Below are 19,207 nucleotides of genomic sequence, written 5' to 3'. Positions count from 1 at the left end.
CAGGTACGGGTAGGTGTTCAAACCGATGCTCATCGCCAGCAGCGCACCCTCGATCCACCGGATCAGGGTCTCGTCCTCGGTGACCTTCCACCGCGCGACAGCGGCGGAATTGACCATGAACACCACCAGCACGGTGGAGATCAGCGCCTCCAGCAGGTAGCTCGCCCAGAACAGCGGATCCCCCGCACCACCGGGGGCGAGGTTCTGCTGCACGTTGACCGCGCTGTAGAGCATCGCGCCCAGCACCACGCCGGCCAGCGCGCGCGAGGCCCAGGTCTTCTGCCGGTAGAGAGCGGCGACCTGGGAGTGGGCGGAAGCCTGGCGCCGCTGCTCGGCCAACGCTTTACGCGCGACGACCAGGTCGGCCGCCTCCGCGCGCACGATCGCTTCCTGCGCACGGCGGATCTCCGCCGACACCGACTGCGCCGAGGACACCCGCGCGAGTTCCTCCTGGCGCGCGTGATCGCGCACGGCCTCGGCGACCTCACGCTCCTGGGCCAGCTCCCGCTCCGACAGCGCGGCGATCAGCGCCGGGTCGTCCTGGTGCGCCAGTCGGGTGTGTGCGGTCGCGACCCGATCGGGCAGCGGGGCGGTGAGCAACGGGTCGACGACCTCAGCAGGTCTGCGACGGAACATCAGCGGGACTCCTTCATGCGGGCGATCTCGGATTCGAGTCGGGAGATGGTGGATTCGGCGGTGGCCAACGCCTTCTGCAGCGCGGTGACCTGCGTGGCCGCCGCGTCCTGGACACGGACGATCTCGGCGGCATGATCGGTGCGCAGCTGCTCACGATCGGTGCGGGCCTCCGCGCGGGCGGTTTCCAGGTCGCCGCGCAGCTGCTCCCGCTCAGCCCGGGCGGCCTGGGTCTGCTCGGCCAGCTCGGCCCGAGCTGCCTCGAGGTCACGGCGCAGCTGCTGAGCCTCGGTCCGGGCATCAGCGGCCGCCTGCTCGGCGCCGGAGCGGTCCCGCTCGGCCTCCCGCTGAGCCAAGCTCGCGACCCGTGCCCGCTCCTCAGCGACCCGGACCTGCTCAGCGGCGGTGTGCCGCGCAGACTCGATTTCGGCTTCGGCTTCCGCCCGCACGGCGCGGATCTGCTCCTGCGCTGCCCGCTCGGCCGCCTCGACCCGCGCGGCGGCGTCGGAAAGCGCCCGCTCCCGCTCGGCACGCGCGGTCTCGGCCTCGGCACGGGCGGCAGCGACCTCCGCAGCCGCGGCCGCGCGGATCTGTTCGACCTCGGCCTCGGCCTCAGCGATCCGCGCATCCCGCTCGGCGATGGCATCCTCGGCCGCCCCTTCGGCCAGCACCTTGTCTTCCAGCGCGCGGGTCAGGTCCCGGCGAGCAGCCTCAGCCTCGGCCTCCGCTTCAGCGGCGCCACGACGGGTCTCGTCGATCTCGGCTTGGGCTTCGGCACGGATACGCGCGACTTCGGCAACGGCGGCGTCGGGATCACCGGCGGTGGCCACGATCTCGGCGACCCGATCGACTATCTCACTTTGCTGCGCCCGATGCGCGGTAGTCACCATCTCCCACTGCGCCAACAGCTCCGCCAGCGAGGCCCGCGCGGAGGTCACCGGTCGCGCCGCGGGCCGATCAGGGCGCTTCACCGCCCCACCGGCGGCCTCGATCTGCAGCTCCCGCTTGCGCTGAAACGCGCCCGCGCGGTCGTGGCGACGCCGCACCCCGTCCGGATCGATGTGGAACTCACCGCAGTACGCGGGCAAGCGGCCCCGCCCCGGCGGAGGCGGCGGCAACGGATGCCCGGCGACCTCGAACTCCCCGGACCCGGGGTCGTAGGCGACCGGAAATTGGCAAACGCGCTCGTCAGCGCTCTTCTGCGCCCCGGGGGTGGGGCTGCCTTCTGGGTTCGTCACCCACCAAGTCTACCATAAATCGTTTTCGTTTTAAGTTATTTATATTAGTTAAAACGTAGTTACAAAACATTTTATGCTAGCTAACCTTGCTAGCAGAGCTACCGTCGCTGCGCTTGATTTGCTCGCTCTGCTTGCTACGTGTGTTGTTGCTGGTAGCGGTGCTTGCTATTGGTGTTAGGTTCGCTCTGTGAGCCAGTCGAACGCTGATAGCAATGGGAGCCAGCCTCGCCGTCTGGTCTTGGCTAACCAGAAGGGCGGGGTAGGAAAAACCGCCACCACGCTGGGGCTGGCCAGTGCGATAGCGCACGGCAGGACCCGTGGTCAGGGTGGGCGAGTGCTCGTGATGGACATGGACCCGCAGGGCAATGCGACCTCCGGTGTCGGCGTAGAGGTGGTCGCCGGGCAGCCGACGGTGGCGGACTTGTTCGACCGATCTGCTCAGCCGGGGGCCTTGGCCGATGTGGTCGTTGCCTCCCAGTGGGATCTTGTCGACATTGCGCCGGCCACTCGAGAGCTGGCGGCTGTCGAGGAGGCTGGCGACGCCGATCTGGTCTGGCGCCTGGATGCGGCCTTCGACGGGGTCGATCTCAGTGCTTACGACGCGGTGCTGTTCGACTGCCCGCCCTCGTTGGGCCGGTTGCTGTTCTCGGCGTTGGTCGCCGCCGACCTGGCCCTGGTTGTCACTGAGGCGACCAAGGACAGCGTGAAGGGCGTCACCGAGGTCGAGGAGACCATCGAGCGGGTCCGCCGGCGCCCGAACCCCCGACTGGAGCTCGGCGCGATCGTGGTGTCGCGCCGCCGCAACAACGGTGAGCACAACTTCCGCGAGCGCGAACTGCGGCAGGCCTACGGCACCATCGGCGACGAGGCGGGAGGACTGGTCTGCAGGACCGTCATTCCTGATCTGGCCGCCCGCCAGGACGCGCACTCATCCGCGATGCCGATCCATTTGTTCCAAGGGGGCAAGGCGATTGCCTTGCAGATCGCCTACACCGATCTGGCCGTCGAGCTCGGCCTCATCAAGGACGGAGCCCGCGCATGAACGCTGTGAACCGCGAACCAGCCATCAAACGACGCCATCCCGCCGACGCCATCCCGGACAAGCCCACCCCGCCGCCAGTGGCGCCGACTCCGGAACCACCAGCCCAGGCCCCGTCCACCGCGGCGGCCCCGCTCAAGGCGCCATCGATGTCCGGGCCCGCGCCCAGCGTGCCGCTGGAGGAGCGCCTCATCGAGCAGCACAACGTCCGCATCCGTCCCTCCACGCGTGAGCGACTGGCTCGCGCAGTCGACAAACTGCGCTACGAGACCGGCGACCGAACCATCTCGTTCGCCTCCATCACCGACCAGGCACTGCGGGAATTTCTCGACCGAAACGGCTGCTGACCAGCGAAGCTAAGTGTGCTAGCACGCCTAGCTAGCTACACATTGGGCGTCGCCGTCTGGTTCTGGCAGGGCGATACAGCACCTCCGCCGACATAGGGCCGCTATCGGCCGTTGCGCGCCTTCTGGGCGAGTTCTCGGCGGGCCTGCTCGGCTTCCCTGGCACGGGCGGCGGCTTGTCCGTGTGTGCGGGTGGCGAGTGCGTCGCGGGTCGCTCGTGCGGCGGCGTTCATGCCGGTTGCGGTCGTGCGAGCTTGGCGCATCTGCTCGAGTTCGCGGCGCCAGGTGGCGTGTTCGACTTCGGTGGCGGCGACTTCGCGGGCGCGGTCGAGCCGAGCGGGTGGTACGTCGTCGGGGATCTGGCGGAGCAGCCAGCTGAGATAGCCGGCGGGGTTGTCCGGGCGGGTGATCGGTGCGCGGCCGCCGATGCGAACTTCCTCGAGGGCGCCGTAGATGTCGTCGACATCCCAACCGGCGACGGCTTTGCGCGTCACCACGGCGGTGAGCTGGCCGCGTGAGGTCATCCGTACCCAGAGCGGGAAACGCTCGTCACGGTGCATTCTGGCCACCAGTTTGACCGCCCGCTGGTCGTAGGCCCGAGGTGTCCGCCGCCGCCCGCTCTTGTCTAGGCAGCGCGAAGCGCGATCCCTCATGGTTGTTGGTGAAGTAACCGATTTCTGCCGTGAGAGAAAAGAAGAACCCTCACTTCGTTCGGGTGGGGTGCCAAAACCCTGGTCAAGGAGCTTTTCGACGTGGGAGTTATCCACAGGCAGGACGACCGATTCGTGCAGGGCGGCGACGGAGGCCCAGCCGCGGGATCGGTCTTGCCGCTTGTGGGAGTCGAGGCGTTCTTCTCGGGTGCGGTGGCGGCCGGTGAACACGGTGGTGCGGGTGCCGAGTTTGCGGGTCAGGCGGCGGCAGCGCAGCACAGTGGAGCGTTGGCGGTGGGTGGCGGCCTGCAGTCGGGCGAGGGAGACGCGGGCGTCACGGCCGGTGTGGTAGTCCGCGCCTGCGGATTCGGTGAGCAGGTAGGCCTCGAAGGTCTTGCGGGCCACGGCTTCGACCATGTTCTGTCGCCGCAGCAGTGTGTAGTGCTCGTCGTAGAGGGCCAGGTTGTGCGCGACCCAGCGCTCGCGTGACCACCAGCAGGCCGGGACACCGGCGTAGGCGTTCTCGGGCAGCTGTAACCGCAGCGGCGGAAGCTGGAAAAGCCCCGCGAACGATACGCCGACACGACCGGGTGACCGTCTTTGGTTGTGCTGTTTCCGCTGGTGAGAGTGGTAAGGCGCACATTTTGTACGCGTAAGGGTGTGTACGCGTGTCCCATTGCAGGGACGTGCGCTACCCTGAGACTTGCTTGCCAAAAGCAAAAGCCCCTTCAGTGGGCGAGACCAAACCCTCGGCGTGCCGGCCGGGGGTTTCTCGCGTTTATGAGGTTGTAGGAGGGTCGGGGCGGATCACCCGATCGGCGTCACGCCTACGCGCATTCCTTTCGGTCTACATCGAGGTCGAGCGCTTCCTGGCCCGGTGCTTCCGGCTCAGGCTGGCCAAGGACCAATTCACGCCGCAGGGCCCGCTCGAAGAACTCTCGTTTGGTCAGCCCACGCTCTCGGATCGCCTCGTCACACGCCTCTAGGAGGTCGATGGACAGGCGCACTCCCGACAGCTTGGAAGGAGGCATGCTTACCGGTCTCGCCATGGTGGTTAACGCTAATTCCCGATAGCGGAAGATCGAGGACAGACACGCCGAACTTCTCTGAATGAATTCGTGGGTTCGCCTGGCCGACAGCTGAAACGCCACGTGCTCAACCACCGGCGGCAGTCCGAAGACTTGCTGTGGCACAGCGAAAGCCGGTGTCGTCATCACACATCCTGGTGCTGGCGTCGTTCCACGCGGAGGGAGCCGCGCGGTCGAACGGACTCGTGAAGGCACCCCCCTTGAGTTCGAACCGGCCAGGTGTGGTCTCGGAAGACAGCCACTCCCATACGTTTCCGCACATGTCGTAGACCTCGTAGGGAGAAGCACCGCTCTTGTACTGGTCGACTGGTGTCGTCGTCCCTGGGCCAGAGCCACGGAAGTTCCCCTTCGCGGGCGTGGTCTGGCTACCCCACGGGTAGCGGTTGCCGCGTGTGCCGCGAGCGGCTTTCTCCCACTGCGCGCTGGTGGGAAGTGCTTTTTGTGCCCATTGAGCGTATGCGGTGGCATCTTCCCAGTTCACCCATACGACAGGATGGTCCATCTCCCTGTGAGGAGGCTGGCCATCTATCCAGTGCTGTGGTGCCGTATGGCCCGTCGCCGCAGTGAACCGCGCATAGTCCCGGTTGGTGGTGGGGTAGACGTCGATGTAGAAGCCGGCCACCCACGCCGGTTCGTCCTGTGGGCCAGCGAGGTAGACGCCTTCACCGACCCAGGTCATGAGCTTGCCATCGATTGGATGTCGTACGCGCTCGCGCGCGTCATCGACATCGGTGTCTCGGGCTTCGCTGAGCACGTCAGGCGATACGAACTCAGTGAAGCGCGCACGTGCCATAGGGTCCAGCCTCAAGAGCGAGGTGTCGAGGGCCGCCTGATTGATCGGCCGAGGACAGATCCGGCGCCCGCCGGACTCCCACTTGGAGACCATGCGATCACTGACCCCCAGATGAGCCGCGAAGTCGACAACGCTCATCCGCCGCGCTTCTCGAAGCGCCCTAACCTCTGCGCCGGTCCATCGTTTGACGCTCGAAATCATCGCCCACTCCCCATGGTCTCCCCACCGATCGTCAAATCCGTTCTGGCGGAATCGCCTCATACTCTTTGCGGATGTGGTCGATGACCTGGTGATCAACAGGCCATCGTGCGTCATCGATGCGGTGCACCGCCCGGACCCCCACTGCCGCGTTCGTGGCCACAACCGCCGCGAAGTCGCCCAGTTGCGACAGCGTGATGGGGCTGGTGTTGACGTCCTCGTCGAGGGCCTGGCTGATCAAGCGCATCGTGGTCCCGGGCAACACGTCCGCGCGCGGCCAGATGAGGCGGCCTTCTTCATCGATGAACCCGATATTGGAGGTTGCGATCTCACTGATTGCCCCCTCTGGCGTAGTGAACACGACGTCGTCGAAGCCATTGAGCTGGGCAGCTCGCCGCTGATGGAGAGCACCGAAGAGCCCGATGTGCTTCACCCTTGCCAAATCCCGTGAGTAGACAGCGGACTGAAGGGCAAGAGGGCCCAACGGTACGGTTCCAGCTTCACGGAAGGTCACCAGGATGTGGGGATCAGCCGCAGCGGCGGGGCGACCGAGCTCCAGGGCGGGATCGTAGACCGTGATCCTCAGGACAACAGCCTTGTCTGTGCCGTTCAGGGCATGGCGGATCAGCGACCGAACGCGGTCAGGATCCAGCTCGACGCCGAATACCTCACGACAGTCCCGGGTCAGGCGATCGAGGTGCAAGGAGAGTCCTCGTGCGCCGGCGTGGCCTTCGACTCGGATCGAAGTGAAGTGGCCGTAGTTGACCAGCGCCAGGGCTTTCAACTGATCGACGGTGACCGGGAGGCCGTTGAGTTCCATGTAGGTCATCGTTTCACTGGCCCGGGTGTCTCAGCTTCCGAAGTTCGGTGCAAGTTCGGTAGAAGGTGGATCAGCGTCGGTTCCGACCGCGCTGATACCGGCAGAGACTTCTTCGCATGGCCGACAGGACATTTCGACATCAGAACGTCCGCGCTAGGAGGCAGCGTCAAGAGGGGGAGGCTCTAGGCCGAGGTGCTCGTACACCGCCGCCAACTGCTCCTCCAACCGAATGACACGCGCCCGCAGTACTGCGAGCTCGTCCTGAGGGGCCGGTTCTGGCTCAGGGGGGACCCGTACGAAACTCCCGAGACCTTGATGTGTCTCGATCAGACCGGCCTGCTGTAGCTCAGTAACCGCGCGCGCCACAGTGTTCAGCGCGACGCCCCATTGGGCCATGAGCTCAGCCTTTGTCGGGATCTGATCCCCAGGCTTGTAGTCCCCTCGCTCGATTCGAGCGCGCAGTTCGTCGGCGATCTGAGCGTATCGGGGCTGGGTCGGCTTCCTCACCCGGACATCATAGGTGGATCACAGGTCAATCTGGTCAATCGATTCACTATTGATTGAATCGATTGTCTGTGATTCACTCGATCAGGCGTGGGCCTGGACGGCCCCGAAGAAAGCGAGGAACAGATGAACATCCCGAATGTGTGGACGCGCGAGACATGGCGCCGCGCAGCAGCTCCCACGATCCCGGCGGTGTACGTCGCTGACGGCCACATGGTGTCGGAGGCGACCGAGCATCACGCCGATTACGTGGGCCAGGACCGGTGGGTCGTGGACTACCTGCCCGGGCGGCAGTTGACCCGGGAGCAGGCGTCGGCGGCGATGCGGATCGCGGTCGCCCCGCAGCAGCTGGAAGTCGAGCGGTGGGCCGCGGTGCTCGGTTTGACCGCTGCCGAGGCGCGGGCGTTCGTCGCCATGCCGGTGGTGGCGTGATGGTGCGCGAGCGTGTGATCGACATCCCGCTGGTGATCGTGCCGGACACCGGTGGCCGTGGGGCCGGGGTGGTGTCGGCGATGGCGCTGCTGCTGGCCGGTGTCGTGCTGGTCGGACTGGCGGTGATGGTCGCTGTCTTGCTGGCGTTCCCGTCGCGGGAGTACTCGACGGTGCCGGTGACGCGTGAGCTGGGCCCGTGTGAGCCGTTCTGCTCCCTGCGCACCACCACCCCCTCGGTGTCGGTCGGGGGTGAGCAGCGGTGAGCAGGTTCCTGGATCCGGCGTCGAGGCCGGAGCGGTCGTGTGCCGGTATCCCGCAGGATGCGTTCTTCGTGTCCGGTTTGCGGCAGAGCCAGGTGCGGGCCGCGCAAGCGGTGTGCGCGGGCTGCCCGGTGCTGGCCGAATGCGCGGCGTGGGCCGAGTCGCTGGTGCGTGCCCGGCTGCTGACCGACTGTGTGGTCGCCGGGGTGCTGGTGCCCACCGTCGACGGCAGCAAGGCGCGCCGCCATGCGGCCGCCGACAAGCTCGCCGAGATCGCGGCCGGCGGCCCGATCCGGGTGTGGGGGGCCGCGTGATGGCCAGCACCGAAACCACCGCCGCAGTGCGGTTTTTCCAGCTCCACCGCGACCGCGACATCACCGGCTTCTCCGGGACCGGTGTGGTCGCCGATGGGGTGGTGTGGCCGGACGGCACGGTCTCGATGCGCTGGCGCGGCCCGGTCCGCACGACGGTCGAGGCCTCGTCCCTCGATGACATCCGTTCGATTCACGGCCACGACGGCGCGACCCGCGTCGTCGTCTCGGCCAACCCCACAGGAGGTGCGGTGTGGACCGCAGCGTGAAAGCCCCTCGCGGCAGTGCCGATTTCGAGGAGGGTCTGCAGTACCCGATCGCCGTGGCCGTCGGGTTCGGTTTGGGTGAGGCGGCCGGGATGAGCATCCGCATCGGTGAGGCCCTCTACGGCGGCCCCGATCAGGATGTGTCCTGGAATCCGGTGACCATGGCGATCAATATCGCCACCGGTGACCTGGTGTGGACCGCCGCCGCGACCGGTGGTGCGGTCACCCTGGTCGCGGGCACGGTGGCCACGGTCGCCGGGTCGGTGTGGGCGTGGCGGGCGACGTGCCGCAAATGCCAGGCTCTCTACCGAGATCGCGGCCGCATCAAGCGTGAAGCCGTGGATGCGCAGGCGCGGTTCATGGCCCGCGGCAAGGAACTCGCCGGTCTGGGTCGCGACGCGATCATGGCGAAGGCCGCGGCGCTGAACGTGCAGCTGGGTGCCGATGACGCGCCGGGTGTGCTGATCGGGCGGGCGGTCCTCGACGGTCGCGCCCTCTACGCCTCCTATGAGGACCTGCACCTCGATATCTGGGGTCCCCGCTCGGGTAAGTCCACCAGCCGCGTGATTCCGGCGGTGATGGAAGCCCCCGGCGCGGTAGTCGCCACCAGCAACAAGCGTGACGTCGTCGACGCCACCCGCGCGGCCCGTGCGCAGCGGGGCCGGGTGTGGGTGTTCGACCCGCAAGGCGTGGCGGGGGAGGAGTGCTCCTGGTTCTGGGATCCGATGGCGTGGGTCCTCGGTGACGAGGGCGGGCTGGGGGCCCAAGAGCGTGCGGCGGAGCTGGCCGCGCATTTCGCCGCCGCGGGGGACTCCGATCGCGGGGACGCGTTTTTCGAGCCCGAGGGCGAGGACCTGCTGGCGGGGCTGTTCCTGGCGGCGGCGTTGGACAAGCGGCCGGTGGCGCAGGTGTTCGAGTGGGTGACCGACGTCAAGGACACCACCCCGGTCAAGATCTGCGACCGCGCCGGATTCACCCTGGTGGCGGCGGCGTTGAACGCCCAGTACCAGGCGCCGGACAAGCAGCGGGCGGGCATCTTCGGCACCGCGAAGAAGATGGCCGCGTGCTTGAAGTACTCGCGGATCCAGCCGTGGGTCAGCCCACCGCAGGCCGGACAGCGTCCCCGGAAGGCGTTCGACGCCAACAACTTCGTCACCTCCCGCGACACCCTGTATCCGCTCAGTGAAGAGGGCAAAGGCTCGGCGGGGCCGTTGGTGACGGCGTTGTGCGCGGCGGTCGCCGCCGCCGGGAAGACCGTCGGCGCCCGCCACGCGGGTGGGCGGCTGCCGGTGCCGATGCTGGTGCTGCTCGATGAGGCCGCCAACATCGTCAGGTGGCGTGACCTGCCCAAGCAGTACTCCCATTTCGGGTCCCGCGGGATCGTGGTGATGACGATCCTGCAGTCCTGGGGCCAGGGCGTGCGCTGCTGGGGTGAGGACGGGATGCGGGCGCTGCTGTCGGCGGCCAATGTCGTCGTGCTCGGCGCCGGTCTGCGTGACACCGGGTTCCTGCGTGATGTCTCCGAGCTGGTCGGTGACCACTACACCCTGACCACCTCGGTCTCCAAGTCCAAGGACTCCACCTCGAGGTCGACCTCCCGCACCACCGAACGCACCCTCACCCCGAGCGATCTGGCCGCGCTGCCCAAGGGCCGCGCGCTGGTGCTGACCTCCGGTCACCGCGCGGTGCTGGCCGAGACGGTGCCATGGATGACCCGCCCGTATGCCGCCGCCGTGACCGCCTCCATCGCCGAGCACGGCCCCGCAACCACTCCGAAGGCGGCGCCGCTGCTGAGCGTCGTGCCGCCCCTGACCAGCAAGGAGGACATCGCATGAGCGAGACCACCAACACCAACCAGACCACCGGCGAGACCGCGCCCGAAACGGATGCGGCGGCGGTGATCCCGCAGATGGACTTGGGGGAGCTGCTGGAAACCGCTGTCGCTCGCGCGGTCACCGCGTCGCTGGCCGCCAAGGCCAAGGCCATCGCAGACGACGTGGTCGAGAGCATGCTCACCCCGGAGGTGCTGGCCGGGATGCGCGAGACCGCGGTCCTGGAGACCACGCTGGCGCTGGATCCCGAACCCGAGCCGGAACCGGAACCGGGCACTGCTGGTGCCGCGGCGGTGGCCGAGACCGACGACGACGGCGACGGGGGCGAGCAGATGTTCGCCTCGGTGGAGGAGTTCGTCGAGGAGTACGTGGCCAAGCTGTATCGCCGGGATGTGCACGGGCGTGACTCGCAGCTGGCGTGGTGCCCGCGCTGGTGGGACCACGGCGAGGTCTACAACCGGATGACCGCCCTGCACCGCGCGTTCGAGGCGCTGCGCACGGGGGAGACGACCGAGTCGTCGCTGTTCTGGCTGGTGCATTTCGACCCGCACATGGCCCGCATCCTCGACCCCGAGGGCCCGTTCAAGTACTGCTCGGTCCAGCACGGGCACAACCGCGGCGGCGAATGCCTGCGGACGCTGCCGACCATCGCCGCCCCCGCCGGCACCAGCGACGCCGAGGACTACACCCCGCACTCCACGGCCCTGTTCGTGCCCGCGCCCTCGGTCGGCACCACCCGCGTGGTCAGGACGTTCCTGGAATGAACGCCCCGGCCCACAACCACCACCGCACTGCTGCCCGGGCGCAGGGGTCATGGGAGACCATCACCGCCGCCCTGGACCAGGCCGTCGGCCCCGGCAGGCCCTCGGGGGCGTGGACGAAGTACTGCTGCCCGGCCCACGAAGGCGACGGCCGCCACCACAAGCCCTCACTCGGGGTGAAGTACGACTCCACCGCCCAGCGGACGGTGGTGCGCTGCTTCGCCGGCTGCGAGAACGACGACGTCCTCGCAGCCGTCGGGCTGCAGGTCCGCGACATGTTCGACCGGCGCATCGAGGGCAGTGGGGGGCGGGGCCGCCGCGCGAACCGGCCCCGCCCCCAACCGCTCTCACCCGCCGACCGAGCCCTGTCCGCCGCCGGACTACCCGCCACCCAACCGAAACGCCCCGATCTCGGCCGCCAGGTCTCGCCGTGGCGGAAGGTCGCCGCATACGAATACGTGCGGGCGGACGGCACTGTCGCCGGTGAGGTCATCCGCCGTGAGGCGGACTTCGAACACGGCCGGGACAAGGACTTCCGCCAGTCCCACTGGGACCCGCAGTCGGGGCGGATGGAGTTCGGGGGGTTCGACCCGATCCCGTACCGGCTGCCCCAAGTCCTCGACACCATCGCCGACGGCGGGGTCATCTATGTCGTCGAAGGCGAAAAGGACGTCCACGCCGCCGAATCCGCCGGACTGTGTGCCACCACCAACGCCGGCGGCGCCACGTCCTGGTCGGGCGAGCACGCGAAGTGGCTGGCCGGGGCGGGCACGGTCGTCATCGTCGCCGACCGTGACACCGCCGGATACCGGCGCGCTGAACGTGTGATGGCCAGCCTGTCCGGGCTGGTCGGGCGGGTGCGGGTGGTCCAGGCCGCGACCGGCAAGGACCTCACCGACCATCTGGCCTGCGGTCACGAGATCGCCGACCTCGACCCGATCCCGCACCTGGACCCTTTCTCCTCCGCCCCGACACCACCCTCACCGGTGGTGTCGGGGCGTCCCGCTCCCGTCGAAATCTCGGCGGTGTCTCCGGAAGGAACCGCTCCGATGCCTGACTACATGCTGGCCCCGTCCCTGGACGACCGGCCGGCCGACACCACCCCCGACATCGACCACGCCAGCACCCAAGCGGTGATGTTCTGGCGGCTGCTGATGCAGCAGATGCTGGCGATGGCCCAGGCGATGGTCACCCAGCGCCTACGCGCCGCCCAGAAGGCAGCCGAGGACGCCGCGGAAGAACGCCGTGCCGCCGAAGTGCGGCTGGCCGCCGAGTGCGCTGCGGTCGAGACCCGGCTGCGGACCCTGGCCGACAACGGCTGGGAGAAAGCTTCTCGCACCGAGATCGCCGAAGCCGTGCGCGATGCCGCGGCGTGGGCGCCCAACAGTGCCGTGGCCGCGGCGTCGCTGCGGGAGCTCGCCGGTCATGTCGAGCAGCGGTTCGGGGTGCGGATCGACCCGCACGCCTACACCGCCGACGCCGACACTCCCACCCCGGAGATCGCCGACGCGCTGCGTGACGCCGAAGCCGCCCGCGCCGGTGAGGCTCGCACCCGGCTGGCCCAGGACCACATGGTCAAGGCGGTCGCCGCACAGGATCTCGACGAGTCGGTCAAAGCCCAGCTGTACGCCGACATCGAGGCATGGCGCACCAACCCCAGCGCCCGCCAACTCGACCAGCTGACCAAGAAACTGACCGAGAAGAAGGTCGACGAGCAGACCCGCACCCAGATCCGATTCATCGCCGGATATCTCGGCACCCCCAACCAGCAGGTCCCCGACAGCGAGCTCGGGGCGGTGCGGGCGGTCACGCCCACCCGGGAACTGCTGCGCATGCCCGCACCGCTCGTGGATGCCGGGGAAGAGGCCAAACCCCGGGTGGACCGGCTGCTGACCTCCTATCAGGACCTGCTGCGCACCGGCCGTCCCACCGCCTCGGTGCGCTCGCGCCTGACCGACGCGCTGGCCGTGCTCACCCCCGAAGACCAGGAAGCGGTGCGGGCCCGCGGCAACGCCATCCGCGAAAACCCCGCCGGGGCCTTCGCACGGCTGTGGCCCGACCACGTCGACCGCGAGGAGCTGGCGACCACGGTGCGCATGTACGCCACGCTTGCCCCGCAAGCCGAAGCCACCGCCGGTAAGGCCGCCGATATCGACGACGCCACCGCCGCCCAGATGCGCAAAGCCGCCGCCCGACACCGCACCCAGATCGTGAAAGCGATCAAGGACGGCAAAGGCCTGCACGACCTCGAACGCGACCAACTCCGCGCCGTCCTGCGCGATGTCGAGTCCGGGGTGCGGCTACCCGCCCGCGCCGGACTGCCCGCCACCACAGGGGTGGCGGTGCCGGAAATGCTGTTCGTAGACGACCGCTCCGCCGCCGCCCTCGACGCCGACCACGCCACCCAGATCGCCCACGACACCACCCGCGCCACCCGTCGCCACGTCGAGCAAGTCCTGGCCTCCAACGCCGCCCCACCCGCGGCGGCGCGGCGAACCCGGGATGCGGTCACCCAAGTGATCGGTGCGCAAACCGATCTCGCCTCGGGGCGGGCGACGCTGCCCAACTACGAAGCCACCGGCCTGGCCGAACGCCTCGACCAGAAACTGGCCGCCGCCGGTGCGCGGGAGCCGCTGCGCAACCAGGTCCGCGCCCAGCTCGACCTCGGCGCCAGTGAAGCCGCGACCGTCGGCAAGCAGGCCGCCCGGATCGCCGACCGGTGGGCTGCCCGCACCGATGCGGTCATCGCCGAACGCAGCCCCGAACCCCCGCCCTACGACAGCAGCGAACGCCGCACCCAGCTCGCCGAACGCCTGCGCGCCGCCGGGATGGACGAGGACTCCATCGCCCAACGCGTGGCCGCCTCCGCCGGCCACGCCCACCCCACCGCCGCGGCCGCGCTCAAAGCACACCGGGCCCGCGGCGCACGCACCACCAACCCCGGCGCCGGAGTCCACCACGCCACCCACATCGACCCCGGCCGCGACCACGGCCCCGGCATCGAGATCTGACACCGACTCCCACCACACCGAAACCCGAAGGGACACCACGATGACCAGCACCGACAACAACCAACACCAGGAGCAGGAGCAGGAGCTGTCCGCCGCCCAGCGCCACGACCGGGCGGTGATCCGCATGCTGACCTCGCATGGCTGCGAGATCAGCATGCTGCTCGGGCCGACCGATCACCTCGACCCAGATCTCTACTACGACATCTGCGCCGCCCTGCAGAACATCGAGTTCTCGCACCTGCACATCGGCTCGGACACCAACACCGTTGCCTTCCGGCAGCGATGCTTGGGCCACTGCGGCGAACTCGACCAACTCCTCACCGCCGCCGGGTACGACAGCCTCACCCGCAGGCAGGTGGAGGCAGTGCTCGACGCCCAAGCCCACGACGCCGAGTACTTCCGCCGCACCGCCATCGCCACAGGCCTCACCGACAGTGGCACGGCTGACCGGTGCTGACCCGCCACCACCTGATCCGATGACCACCCGTGACCAGCAGCCCGCCACCTACCCGTGGCGGGCTGCCCCGTCCCACCTGAAAACCCGCCGCCAACTCCGCGACGCCGGCCTGTCCCCGGGTGGCCAGGACGTCGCCGCGCTCATGATCCGTCAGCGCCGCGGCCGCCGCCTGACCGCGTTCCTGTTCGACATCGCCAAGGCCCGCCCGAAACGGACCCCGTCACCGGCGCAGTTGGCGGCGATCGAGAAAGCCACCCGCACCCACCAGCTGCGCGCCGCCGAACGCCGCGGCTACACCGCTGATGACTTGCACACCCCCACCGACCTCGGACCGACCTGGTCCGAAACCCCCACCCTCCAGGAGGAAACCATCGTGAACACCAACGAATCCACCGCAGAGCGGGTCCGGCCGCAGGGGCTCGGTCAGCGCAGGGCGTGGCTGCACGCCCTGGTCGCGACCAACCAAGCCCGCGACCGCCGCAACCGCCTCGACACCGACCTCGACCAGGCCGCCCGCGCCGGCGGTGACGTCGAAGCCGAGTACCTGGCCGGACTCCGGCGCGACCTCGACGCGGCCGAAACACGACTGTCGGCGGTCCGGGGGATCGGTGACCCCTACACCGACACCACGCTGCTGGCCGACGCCCTGTACTGGTCGCCGGGCTCGGACACCGCCGCCCGGCTCGCCGAACAGATCACCAGCGGGCTGGCCGCCGAGTGGGGTGTGCGTATCGACCCCGAATCCTGGCAGGTCAGTGTCGATCCCGGCTTCGACGCGGCCGCCGCCCAAACCGCCGCCGAAACCAGCGCGGTGCGGGCACGGGAAACCGCGATTATCGATGTCGTCTCGGGGCTGGCGCTGCCCGATCACACTGCCGCCGCGGTCAACCAGGCGGTCCAGGCGTGGGCTGAGGCGACCCCGGCGAGTAGCAGCGACTTGGGCGAGCGGCGGGAGCAGCTGCGCGGGGAGCTGGCGGGCGTGCGGTGCGCCGACACCGACCGGGCACTGATCGAGTTCACCGTCGACTACCTGACCGACCACACCGCCGGGGTCGACCTGCTCGACACCCCGGTGCTCGTCGACCCCGGGCAGGAAGTCCGTGGCCGGATACCGCAACTGCTGGAACAGTTCACCGAGCGCCGTATCGCCCCCGCGCAGATCGCGGAAGAGATTTCGGTGATGACCGACGCCGATCAGCAGGCCGTGCGTGAGGTCGGCGCCGCGACCATGCACGAACTCGAACAGATCGGGTTCCAGGTGTGGCCGGGCTGGGTCGACCGCGACCAAGTCTTCGAGCAGCTGCACGAGTACGCGACCGAAGCCCGCGAGCATCACAGCGACATCAACTACCTCGCCACCCAAGACCTCACCGACGACGAACGCGACAACCTCGGTGTCAGCGACGACATCGGTGCCCGCATCGACCGCATGACCACCGCCCGCACCGAACTGCTCGACACCGCCGCCACCGCCAAAGGGTTGACCGCGGCCGAACGCCACCACCTCACCGCCGTGATCGGCGACATCGACACCGGCACCATCAGCAGCGAAACCGAACTGCCGGAGCTGATGTGGGTCGACGAACGGACCAAAGCCGCCGTCGACGACAAACGCAGCTACGCCACCGGATACCGCGTCTGCTCGGCGGTCACCGGGGAAGTGACCCGACTGCTCAGCGACGCGGGTGTCGACCTGAGCCACCGTGATCACGGCAAACTCGCATCCTCGGTGTCGGCGATCGGCAGCACCCTGGACAGCGTGGCCTATGGCGGGTCGCTGCTGGGTTTGGACTCCGACCGCGAAGCCTTCCTGACCAGACGCACCCGACTCGGACAACACCTGCGCGACACCGGGATCCGACCCGACACCATGACCGCGATCCGTGAGGTCGTCGACGGTCACGCCCGCGACGCCGGGCAGGCCGGGCAGGCCGCGATCGAGCGTCGCGGGCGGTGGAAGGACCGGATCACCGCGATCGCAGCCGCCCGCGACGACGCGCTCGCCCAACGGCGAGCCGCTACCGCAGGCTGCTCCACAGGCCCGGTCCGTGCCTGCACCACCAGCCCGGCCGTCACCACACAGGCCACCGGCCCGATCCACTCGCCGCACATCCGGCGCCTGCACGGTGAGGAGATCGGCCGGTGATCGAAAACAGGTAGTCCGCCACCCGTGACACAGTTCAGCCCAGGGCGCGAACCCCTGGGCTGAACTGTGTTCCGGACCGGAGCCCTTTGTTGTGGTGACCTTTCAACTTCGGGCGTCGATAAGACGGCTAGCGGCGATCAACAGTTCGACTGAAATGGGAAGCAGCCCGCGGGCTGCTGAGGCGGTGGCGGTGGCGGTGTTTCGGGCAGGAGCTCCTCATCCAGAGGTGCCGGTGGGGGCTCCAGGGCAGCCGGTTCCGGTGGCGGTGTAGGCGCAATGCTGCTGGTCTCGACGGGAGCGGGCGCGTCGTGCTGTGAATTGGTCGAGCTGCATCCAGCGAATCCCCACAGAGCCGTACCGACCGTGACCAGGGCGGCTGCGGCGAGCACCAGCGTCCGCACTGGGTGTGTCTTGGAAGCGGGATCTTCCTCGACAGAGCTAGCCGGTGGGCGCACAGCCGGGTCGGGGTGGGGGGCGGTCGTGTGCACGTTGTCCAGAGCAGTCTCTGGTACCGCCTGCAGGTGTGGGGAAGAGGTCGGCGGTCCAGAAGATGGTTCGACCGGTGAAGACAGCGGCGGGATCGCCGAATCGTGGGGCGCCGCTTCGGTCGACGTCGACGGCGTGGGCGGGCCAGACGCGATGGACTGTTCGGTGAGGAATCCGTGCTTGGTCAGGTCGTTGATTGTGACGTCGTGGGTGTGCATCAGGGCGTCGAGCACCCGCATGACCCGCTCGGCCGTCCACGGTGCCTCGGGCCGGTAGGCGCGGGCTCGATGGAACGCGCCCTTGGCGCCGCGCGGCTCGGGTGCGAACCAGCGATGCAAGGCATCGCGGTGTGGGGCGAGCAGGATCTCGCAGCCGGGGGGCATTGATATCTCGCCGGGGTTCAGTGTCACGGTGTAACCGGGGATCGGCATCACCACGACCAGCGCGAGGACGAAGGTTCCGGGCCCGGGGCTCGCCTTGTCGACCAGGCCCTTGAACCCGAACATGGCTTCCTTCGCCTGGTCGATCGGGTTGGTGTCGCGTCCTCGCACGTTCACCGGCTCGTCCACGCCGGGCATGGTCCAGCGCCCGTTGACCGGGCACGAGAGCACGCCGCTGACAGGCTTCTTGATGCCCTTGACCTCGATGACGATGCAGGCCTGCGGAGTGATCACAATCAGATCGGCTTCCACACTGTCGTTGAGCCATCGGCGACTACCGCGGTGCCGTCGGTTGCTGGACTGCACCTGGGCACCGGACACCACGACACCGGCAAGATCAGACGCGCGCAGCCAATCGAGGACCTTCAGCTCGGTCTCCGGAATGCCCTGACGATCTCCGCGTAGAACCAGCACCGCAATCCCTCCCCCGCGCCGCCCGTGGCAGGCCCCAACGCCTCCTCAACCGTAACCGCGTTCACCGACATCGACGCGAAAAACGTTGTCCCGTGGCCTTTTCGATCGCCTCCATCTCGAGCAGGGCCCGGCACGGATGCTGCCGGCAGGACGCCCAGGCCAGCGGCGGTGCCTGTGTCCTACGTCAGGTTCTGGAAGGTGTACGCGCCCAGTCGGGTACGAACGAGTCGAACAGGACGACAGCAAGACTCGGCTGACTTCGGTCGATATCGTTGAGACTGCCGCTCGATGAGCGTCCGACTGGAGGGGGAGCTGCTGTGGAGACCTGGCTTGGCACAGTTATCGGTGCCGCCATCGCATTCATCGGAATCGTGATCGTTCAGTGGAACACGCGCTGGATCGAATCGACCAAGTGGAACAGGACCCACTCTGTCCGTTGGGACGTGGTACGGCACACCGCTTACGCTGCCTTCGCCGCCGCGGTGAAATCCGAAGTGCGTATGCATCTCATGATTGCCGCAGGTCGCTGGTCTGAAATGTGGCCCGATCATGCGACCATCGAGCTCAGTGCCGGTCGCGTGCAGCTCGAAGAACTCGAAACAGAGCGGATGCGACTCTTCGAGTCGGTCATCCTGCTCGGAGATCCAGCTGTGGTCTCCGCAGCCCGAACGTGGGCCTGGGAGGTCTGGAACCTTCGCCAGACCTTCAACACTTCATACTCCGGTGGCGGTGAGCGCTTCATCGAGTTGTACAACCGCACAGGACGGGCCCGGGACGCCTTCTACATCGCCGCGCGATCCGATCTCCAGGTCGACGGCGACCTCGCTGCAGTACCCGCCATCACCTACGCTCAGCCGACGAGGGGATTCATAGAAGACAGCGTCGGACAGCCCAGCTGATCTCTTGGTTGGTAGGGGTCGAGACAGTGCAGCGTCCGTCTGGAGTACACCTCAACCCGACATCGATGGCGGGTTTGCTGCTGGGCGGCGACAGAGCCGGGCGTCCTCCAGCGGCCGAGGCGACGAGAACTCGACGGCGACGGGGGCTGTTCCTGGCCGCCGGTAACGCGCCCAAACCGGCGGCC

Annotated in this window: 20 protein-coding genes; 12 read left to right on the top strand and 8 right to left on the bottom strand. The window is 68.3% G+C overall.

What is annotated here, in order from left to right:
- A partial coding sequence (locus IU449_RS27655; protein WP_195005117.1) for a hypothetical protein occupies positions 1-636 on the bottom strand: 636 nt, incomplete at its 3' end.
- Positions 636-1,871 (bottom strand): hypothetical protein, encoded by a 1,236-nt coding sequence (locus IU449_RS27650; RefSeq protein ID WP_195005116.1) that lies wholly within the window; start codon positions 1,869-1,871, stop codon positions 636-638. The genes IU449_RS27650 and IU449_RS27655, both read right to left, overlap by 1 nt.
- A gap of 187 nt (positions 1,872-2,058) precedes the next feature.
- Here IU449_RS27650 and IU449_RS27645 point away from each other — a divergent pair, with 187 nt between their 5' ends.
- Entirely contained in the window at positions 2,059-2,913 is an 855-nt protein-coding gene (locus tag IU449_RS27645) for a ParA family protein (RefSeq protein ID WP_195005115.1), read from the top strand.
- Positions 2,910-3,257: a hypothetical protein gene (locus IU449_RS27640; RefSeq protein ID WP_195005114.1), complete on the top strand. Its 348-nt coding sequence runs from the start codon at positions 2,910-2,912 to the stop codon at positions 3,255-3,257. Before IU449_RS27645 ends, IU449_RS27640 begins: the two co-directional genes overlap by 4 nt.
- Before the next feature lie 101 nt (positions 3,258-3,358).
- Here IU449_RS27640 and IU449_RS27635 read toward each other — a convergent pair whose 3' ends face one another.
- The 5 genes from IU449_RS27635 to IU449_RS29925 form a co-directional block, all read right to left on the bottom strand.
- The gene (locus IU449_RS27635; protein WP_195005113.1) at positions 3,359-4,321 is read right to left on the bottom strand and encodes a hypothetical protein; all 963 of its coding nucleotides are present in this window, start codon (positions 4,319-4,321) and stop codon (positions 3,359-3,361) included.
- A 410-nt stretch (positions 4,322-4,731) separates the two neighbouring features.
- Positions 4,732-5,055: a hypothetical protein gene (locus tag IU449_RS27630; RefSeq protein ID WP_195005112.1), complete on the bottom strand. Its 324-nt coding sequence runs from the start codon at positions 5,053-5,055 to the stop codon at positions 4,732-4,734.
- A 4-nt stretch (positions 5,056-5,059) separates the two neighbouring features.
- Positions 5,060-5,986 carry an SUMF1/EgtB/PvdO family nonheme iron enzyme gene (locus tag IU449_RS27625; protein ID WP_195005111.1) on the bottom strand — a complete coding sequence of 309 codons (927 nt, stop codon included), beginning with the start codon at positions 5,984-5,986 and terminating at the stop codon, positions 5,060-5,062.
- A gap of 31 nt (positions 5,987-6,017) precedes the next feature.
- Complete coding sequence (locus tag IU449_RS27620; protein ID WP_228805815.1) at positions 6,018-6,812, bottom strand: aminotransferase class IV family protein; 795 nt, start codon at positions 6,810-6,812, stop codon at positions 6,018-6,020.
- A 144-nt stretch (positions 6,813-6,956) separates the two neighbouring features.
- Positions 6,957-7,310, bottom strand: coding sequence for a GntR family transcriptional regulator (locus IU449_RS29925; RefSeq protein ID WP_195005110.1), 354 nt, complete (start codon positions 7,308-7,310; stop codon positions 6,957-6,959).
- Positions 7,311-7,499: 189 nt separating this feature from the next.
- On the opposite strand from IU449_RS29925, the gene IU449_RS27610 reads away from it, so the two are divergent.
- Genes IU449_RS27610 through IU449_RS27570 form a run of 9 tightly spaced genes read left to right on the top strand, consistent with a single transcriptional unit; the run spans position 7,500 to position 16,783 of the window.
- The gene (locus IU449_RS27610) at positions 7,500-7,739 is read left to right on the top strand and encodes a hypothetical protein (RefSeq protein ID WP_228805814.1); all 240 of its coding nucleotides are present in this window, start codon (positions 7,500-7,502) and stop codon (positions 7,737-7,739) included.
- Positions 7,739-8,002: a hypothetical protein gene (locus IU449_RS27605; protein WP_195005108.1), complete on the top strand. Its 264-nt coding sequence runs from the start codon at positions 7,739-7,741 to the stop codon at positions 8,000-8,002. Before IU449_RS27610 ends, IU449_RS27605 begins: the two co-directional genes overlap by 1 nt.
- Entirely contained in the window at positions 7,999-8,313 is a 315-nt protein-coding gene (locus tag IU449_RS27600) for a WhiB family transcriptional regulator (protein WP_195005107.1), read from the top strand. The genes IU449_RS27605 and IU449_RS27600 overlap by 4 nt, the downstream gene beginning before the upstream one ends.
- A complete protein-coding gene (locus IU449_RS27595; RefSeq protein WP_195005106.1) occupies positions 8,313-8,579 on the top strand; it encodes a hypothetical protein in 267 nt (88 codons plus the stop codon). The genes IU449_RS27600 and IU449_RS27595 overlap by 1 nt, the downstream gene beginning before the upstream one ends.
- On the top strand, positions 8,576-10,411 hold the full coding sequence (locus IU449_RS27590; RefSeq protein WP_324188455.1) for a type IV secretory system conjugative DNA transfer family protein: 1,836 nt from the start codon (positions 8,576-8,578) through the stop codon (positions 10,409-10,411). The genes IU449_RS27595 and IU449_RS27590 overlap by 4 nt, the downstream gene beginning before the upstream one ends.
- The gene (locus IU449_RS27585) at positions 10,408-11,172 is read left to right on the top strand and encodes a DUF4913 domain-containing protein (protein ID WP_195005105.1); all 765 of its coding nucleotides are present in this window, start codon (positions 10,408-10,410) and stop codon (positions 11,170-11,172) included. Before IU449_RS27590 ends, IU449_RS27585 begins: the two co-directional genes overlap by 4 nt.
- On the top strand, positions 11,169-14,180 hold the full coding sequence (locus IU449_RS27580) for a toprim domain-containing protein (protein ID WP_195005104.1): 3,012 nt from the start codon (positions 11,169-11,171) through the stop codon (positions 14,178-14,180). Before IU449_RS27585 ends, IU449_RS27580 begins: the two co-directional genes overlap by 4 nt.
- Positions 14,181-14,220: 40 nt before the next feature.
- Entirely contained in the window at positions 14,221-14,637 is a 417-nt protein-coding gene (locus IU449_RS27575; RefSeq protein ID WP_195005103.1) for a hypothetical protein, read from the top strand.
- 19 nt (positions 14,638-14,656) lie between these two features.
- Positions 14,657-16,783, top strand: coding sequence for an RRQRL motif-containing zinc-binding protein (locus IU449_RS27570; protein WP_195005102.1), 2,127 nt, complete (start codon positions 14,657-14,659; stop codon positions 16,781-16,783).
- A 137-nt stretch (positions 16,784-16,920) separates the two neighbouring features.
- Here the strand turns inward: IU449_RS27570 and IU449_RS27565 are convergent, their stop codons facing one another.
- Entirely contained in the window at positions 16,921-18,123 is a 1,203-nt protein-coding gene (locus tag IU449_RS27565; RefSeq protein WP_195005101.1) for a nuclease-related domain-containing protein, read from the bottom strand.
- Positions 18,124-18,440: 317 nt separating this feature from the next.
- Between IU449_RS27565 and IU449_RS27560 the strand changes: the two genes are divergently transcribed.
- Positions 18,441-19,022: a hypothetical protein gene (locus IU449_RS27560; protein ID WP_195005100.1), complete on the top strand. Its 582-nt coding sequence runs from the start codon at positions 18,441-18,443 to the stop codon at positions 19,020-19,022.
- Positions 19,023-19,207 lie beyond the last annotated feature (185 nt).

The sequence above is a fragment of the Nocardia higoensis genome (assembly GCF_015477835.1).
GTDB classification, from domain to species: domain Bacteria; phylum Actinomycetota; class Actinomycetes; order Mycobacteriales; family Mycobacteriaceae; genus Nocardia; species Nocardia higoensis_A.
The sequence above is the reverse complement of the archived record's forward strand: the minus strand, read 5'-3'. Positions and strand labels throughout refer to the sequence as shown.

Excerpts from the sequence above, each read along its gene's own strand:
- IU449_RS27640 (WP_195005114.1), top strand. The coding sequence starts at position 2,910 with ATGAACGCTGTGAACCGCGAACCAGCCATCAAACGACGCCATCCCGCC.
- IU449_RS27635 (WP_195005113.1), bottom strand. The coding sequence starts at position 4,321 with ATGGTCGAAGCCGTGGCCCGCAAGACCTTCGAGGCCTACCTGCTCACC.
- IU449_RS27625 (WP_195005111.1), bottom strand. The coding sequence starts at position 5,986 with ATGATTTCGAGCGTCAAACGATGGACCGGCGCAGAGGTTAGGGCGCTT.
- IU449_RS27620 (WP_228805815.1), bottom strand. The coding sequence starts at position 6,812 with ATGACCTACATGGAACTCAACGGCCTCCCGGTCACCGTCGATCAGTTG.
- IU449_RS27605 (WP_195005108.1), top strand. The coding sequence starts at position 7,739 with ATGGTGCGCGAGCGTGTGATCGACATCCCGCTGGTGATCGTGCCGGAC.
- IU449_RS27595 (WP_195005106.1), top strand. The coding sequence starts at position 8,313 with ATGGCCAGCACCGAAACCACCGCCGCAGTGCGGTTTTTCCAGCTCCAC.
- IU449_RS27585 (WP_195005105.1), top strand. The coding sequence starts at position 10,408 with ATGAGCGAGACCACCAACACCAACCAGACCACCGGCGAGACCGCGCCC.
- IU449_RS27580 (WP_195005104.1), top strand. The coding sequence starts at position 11,169 with ATGAACGCCCCGGCCCACAACCACCACCGCACTGCTGCCCGGGCGCAG.
- IU449_RS27575 (WP_195005103.1), top strand. The coding sequence starts at position 14,221 with ATGACCAGCACCGACAACAACCAACACCAGGAGCAGGAGCAGGAGCTG.
- IU449_RS27570 (WP_195005102.1), top strand. The coding sequence starts at position 14,657 with ATGACCACCCGTGACCAGCAGCCCGCCACCTACCCGTGGCGGGCTGCC.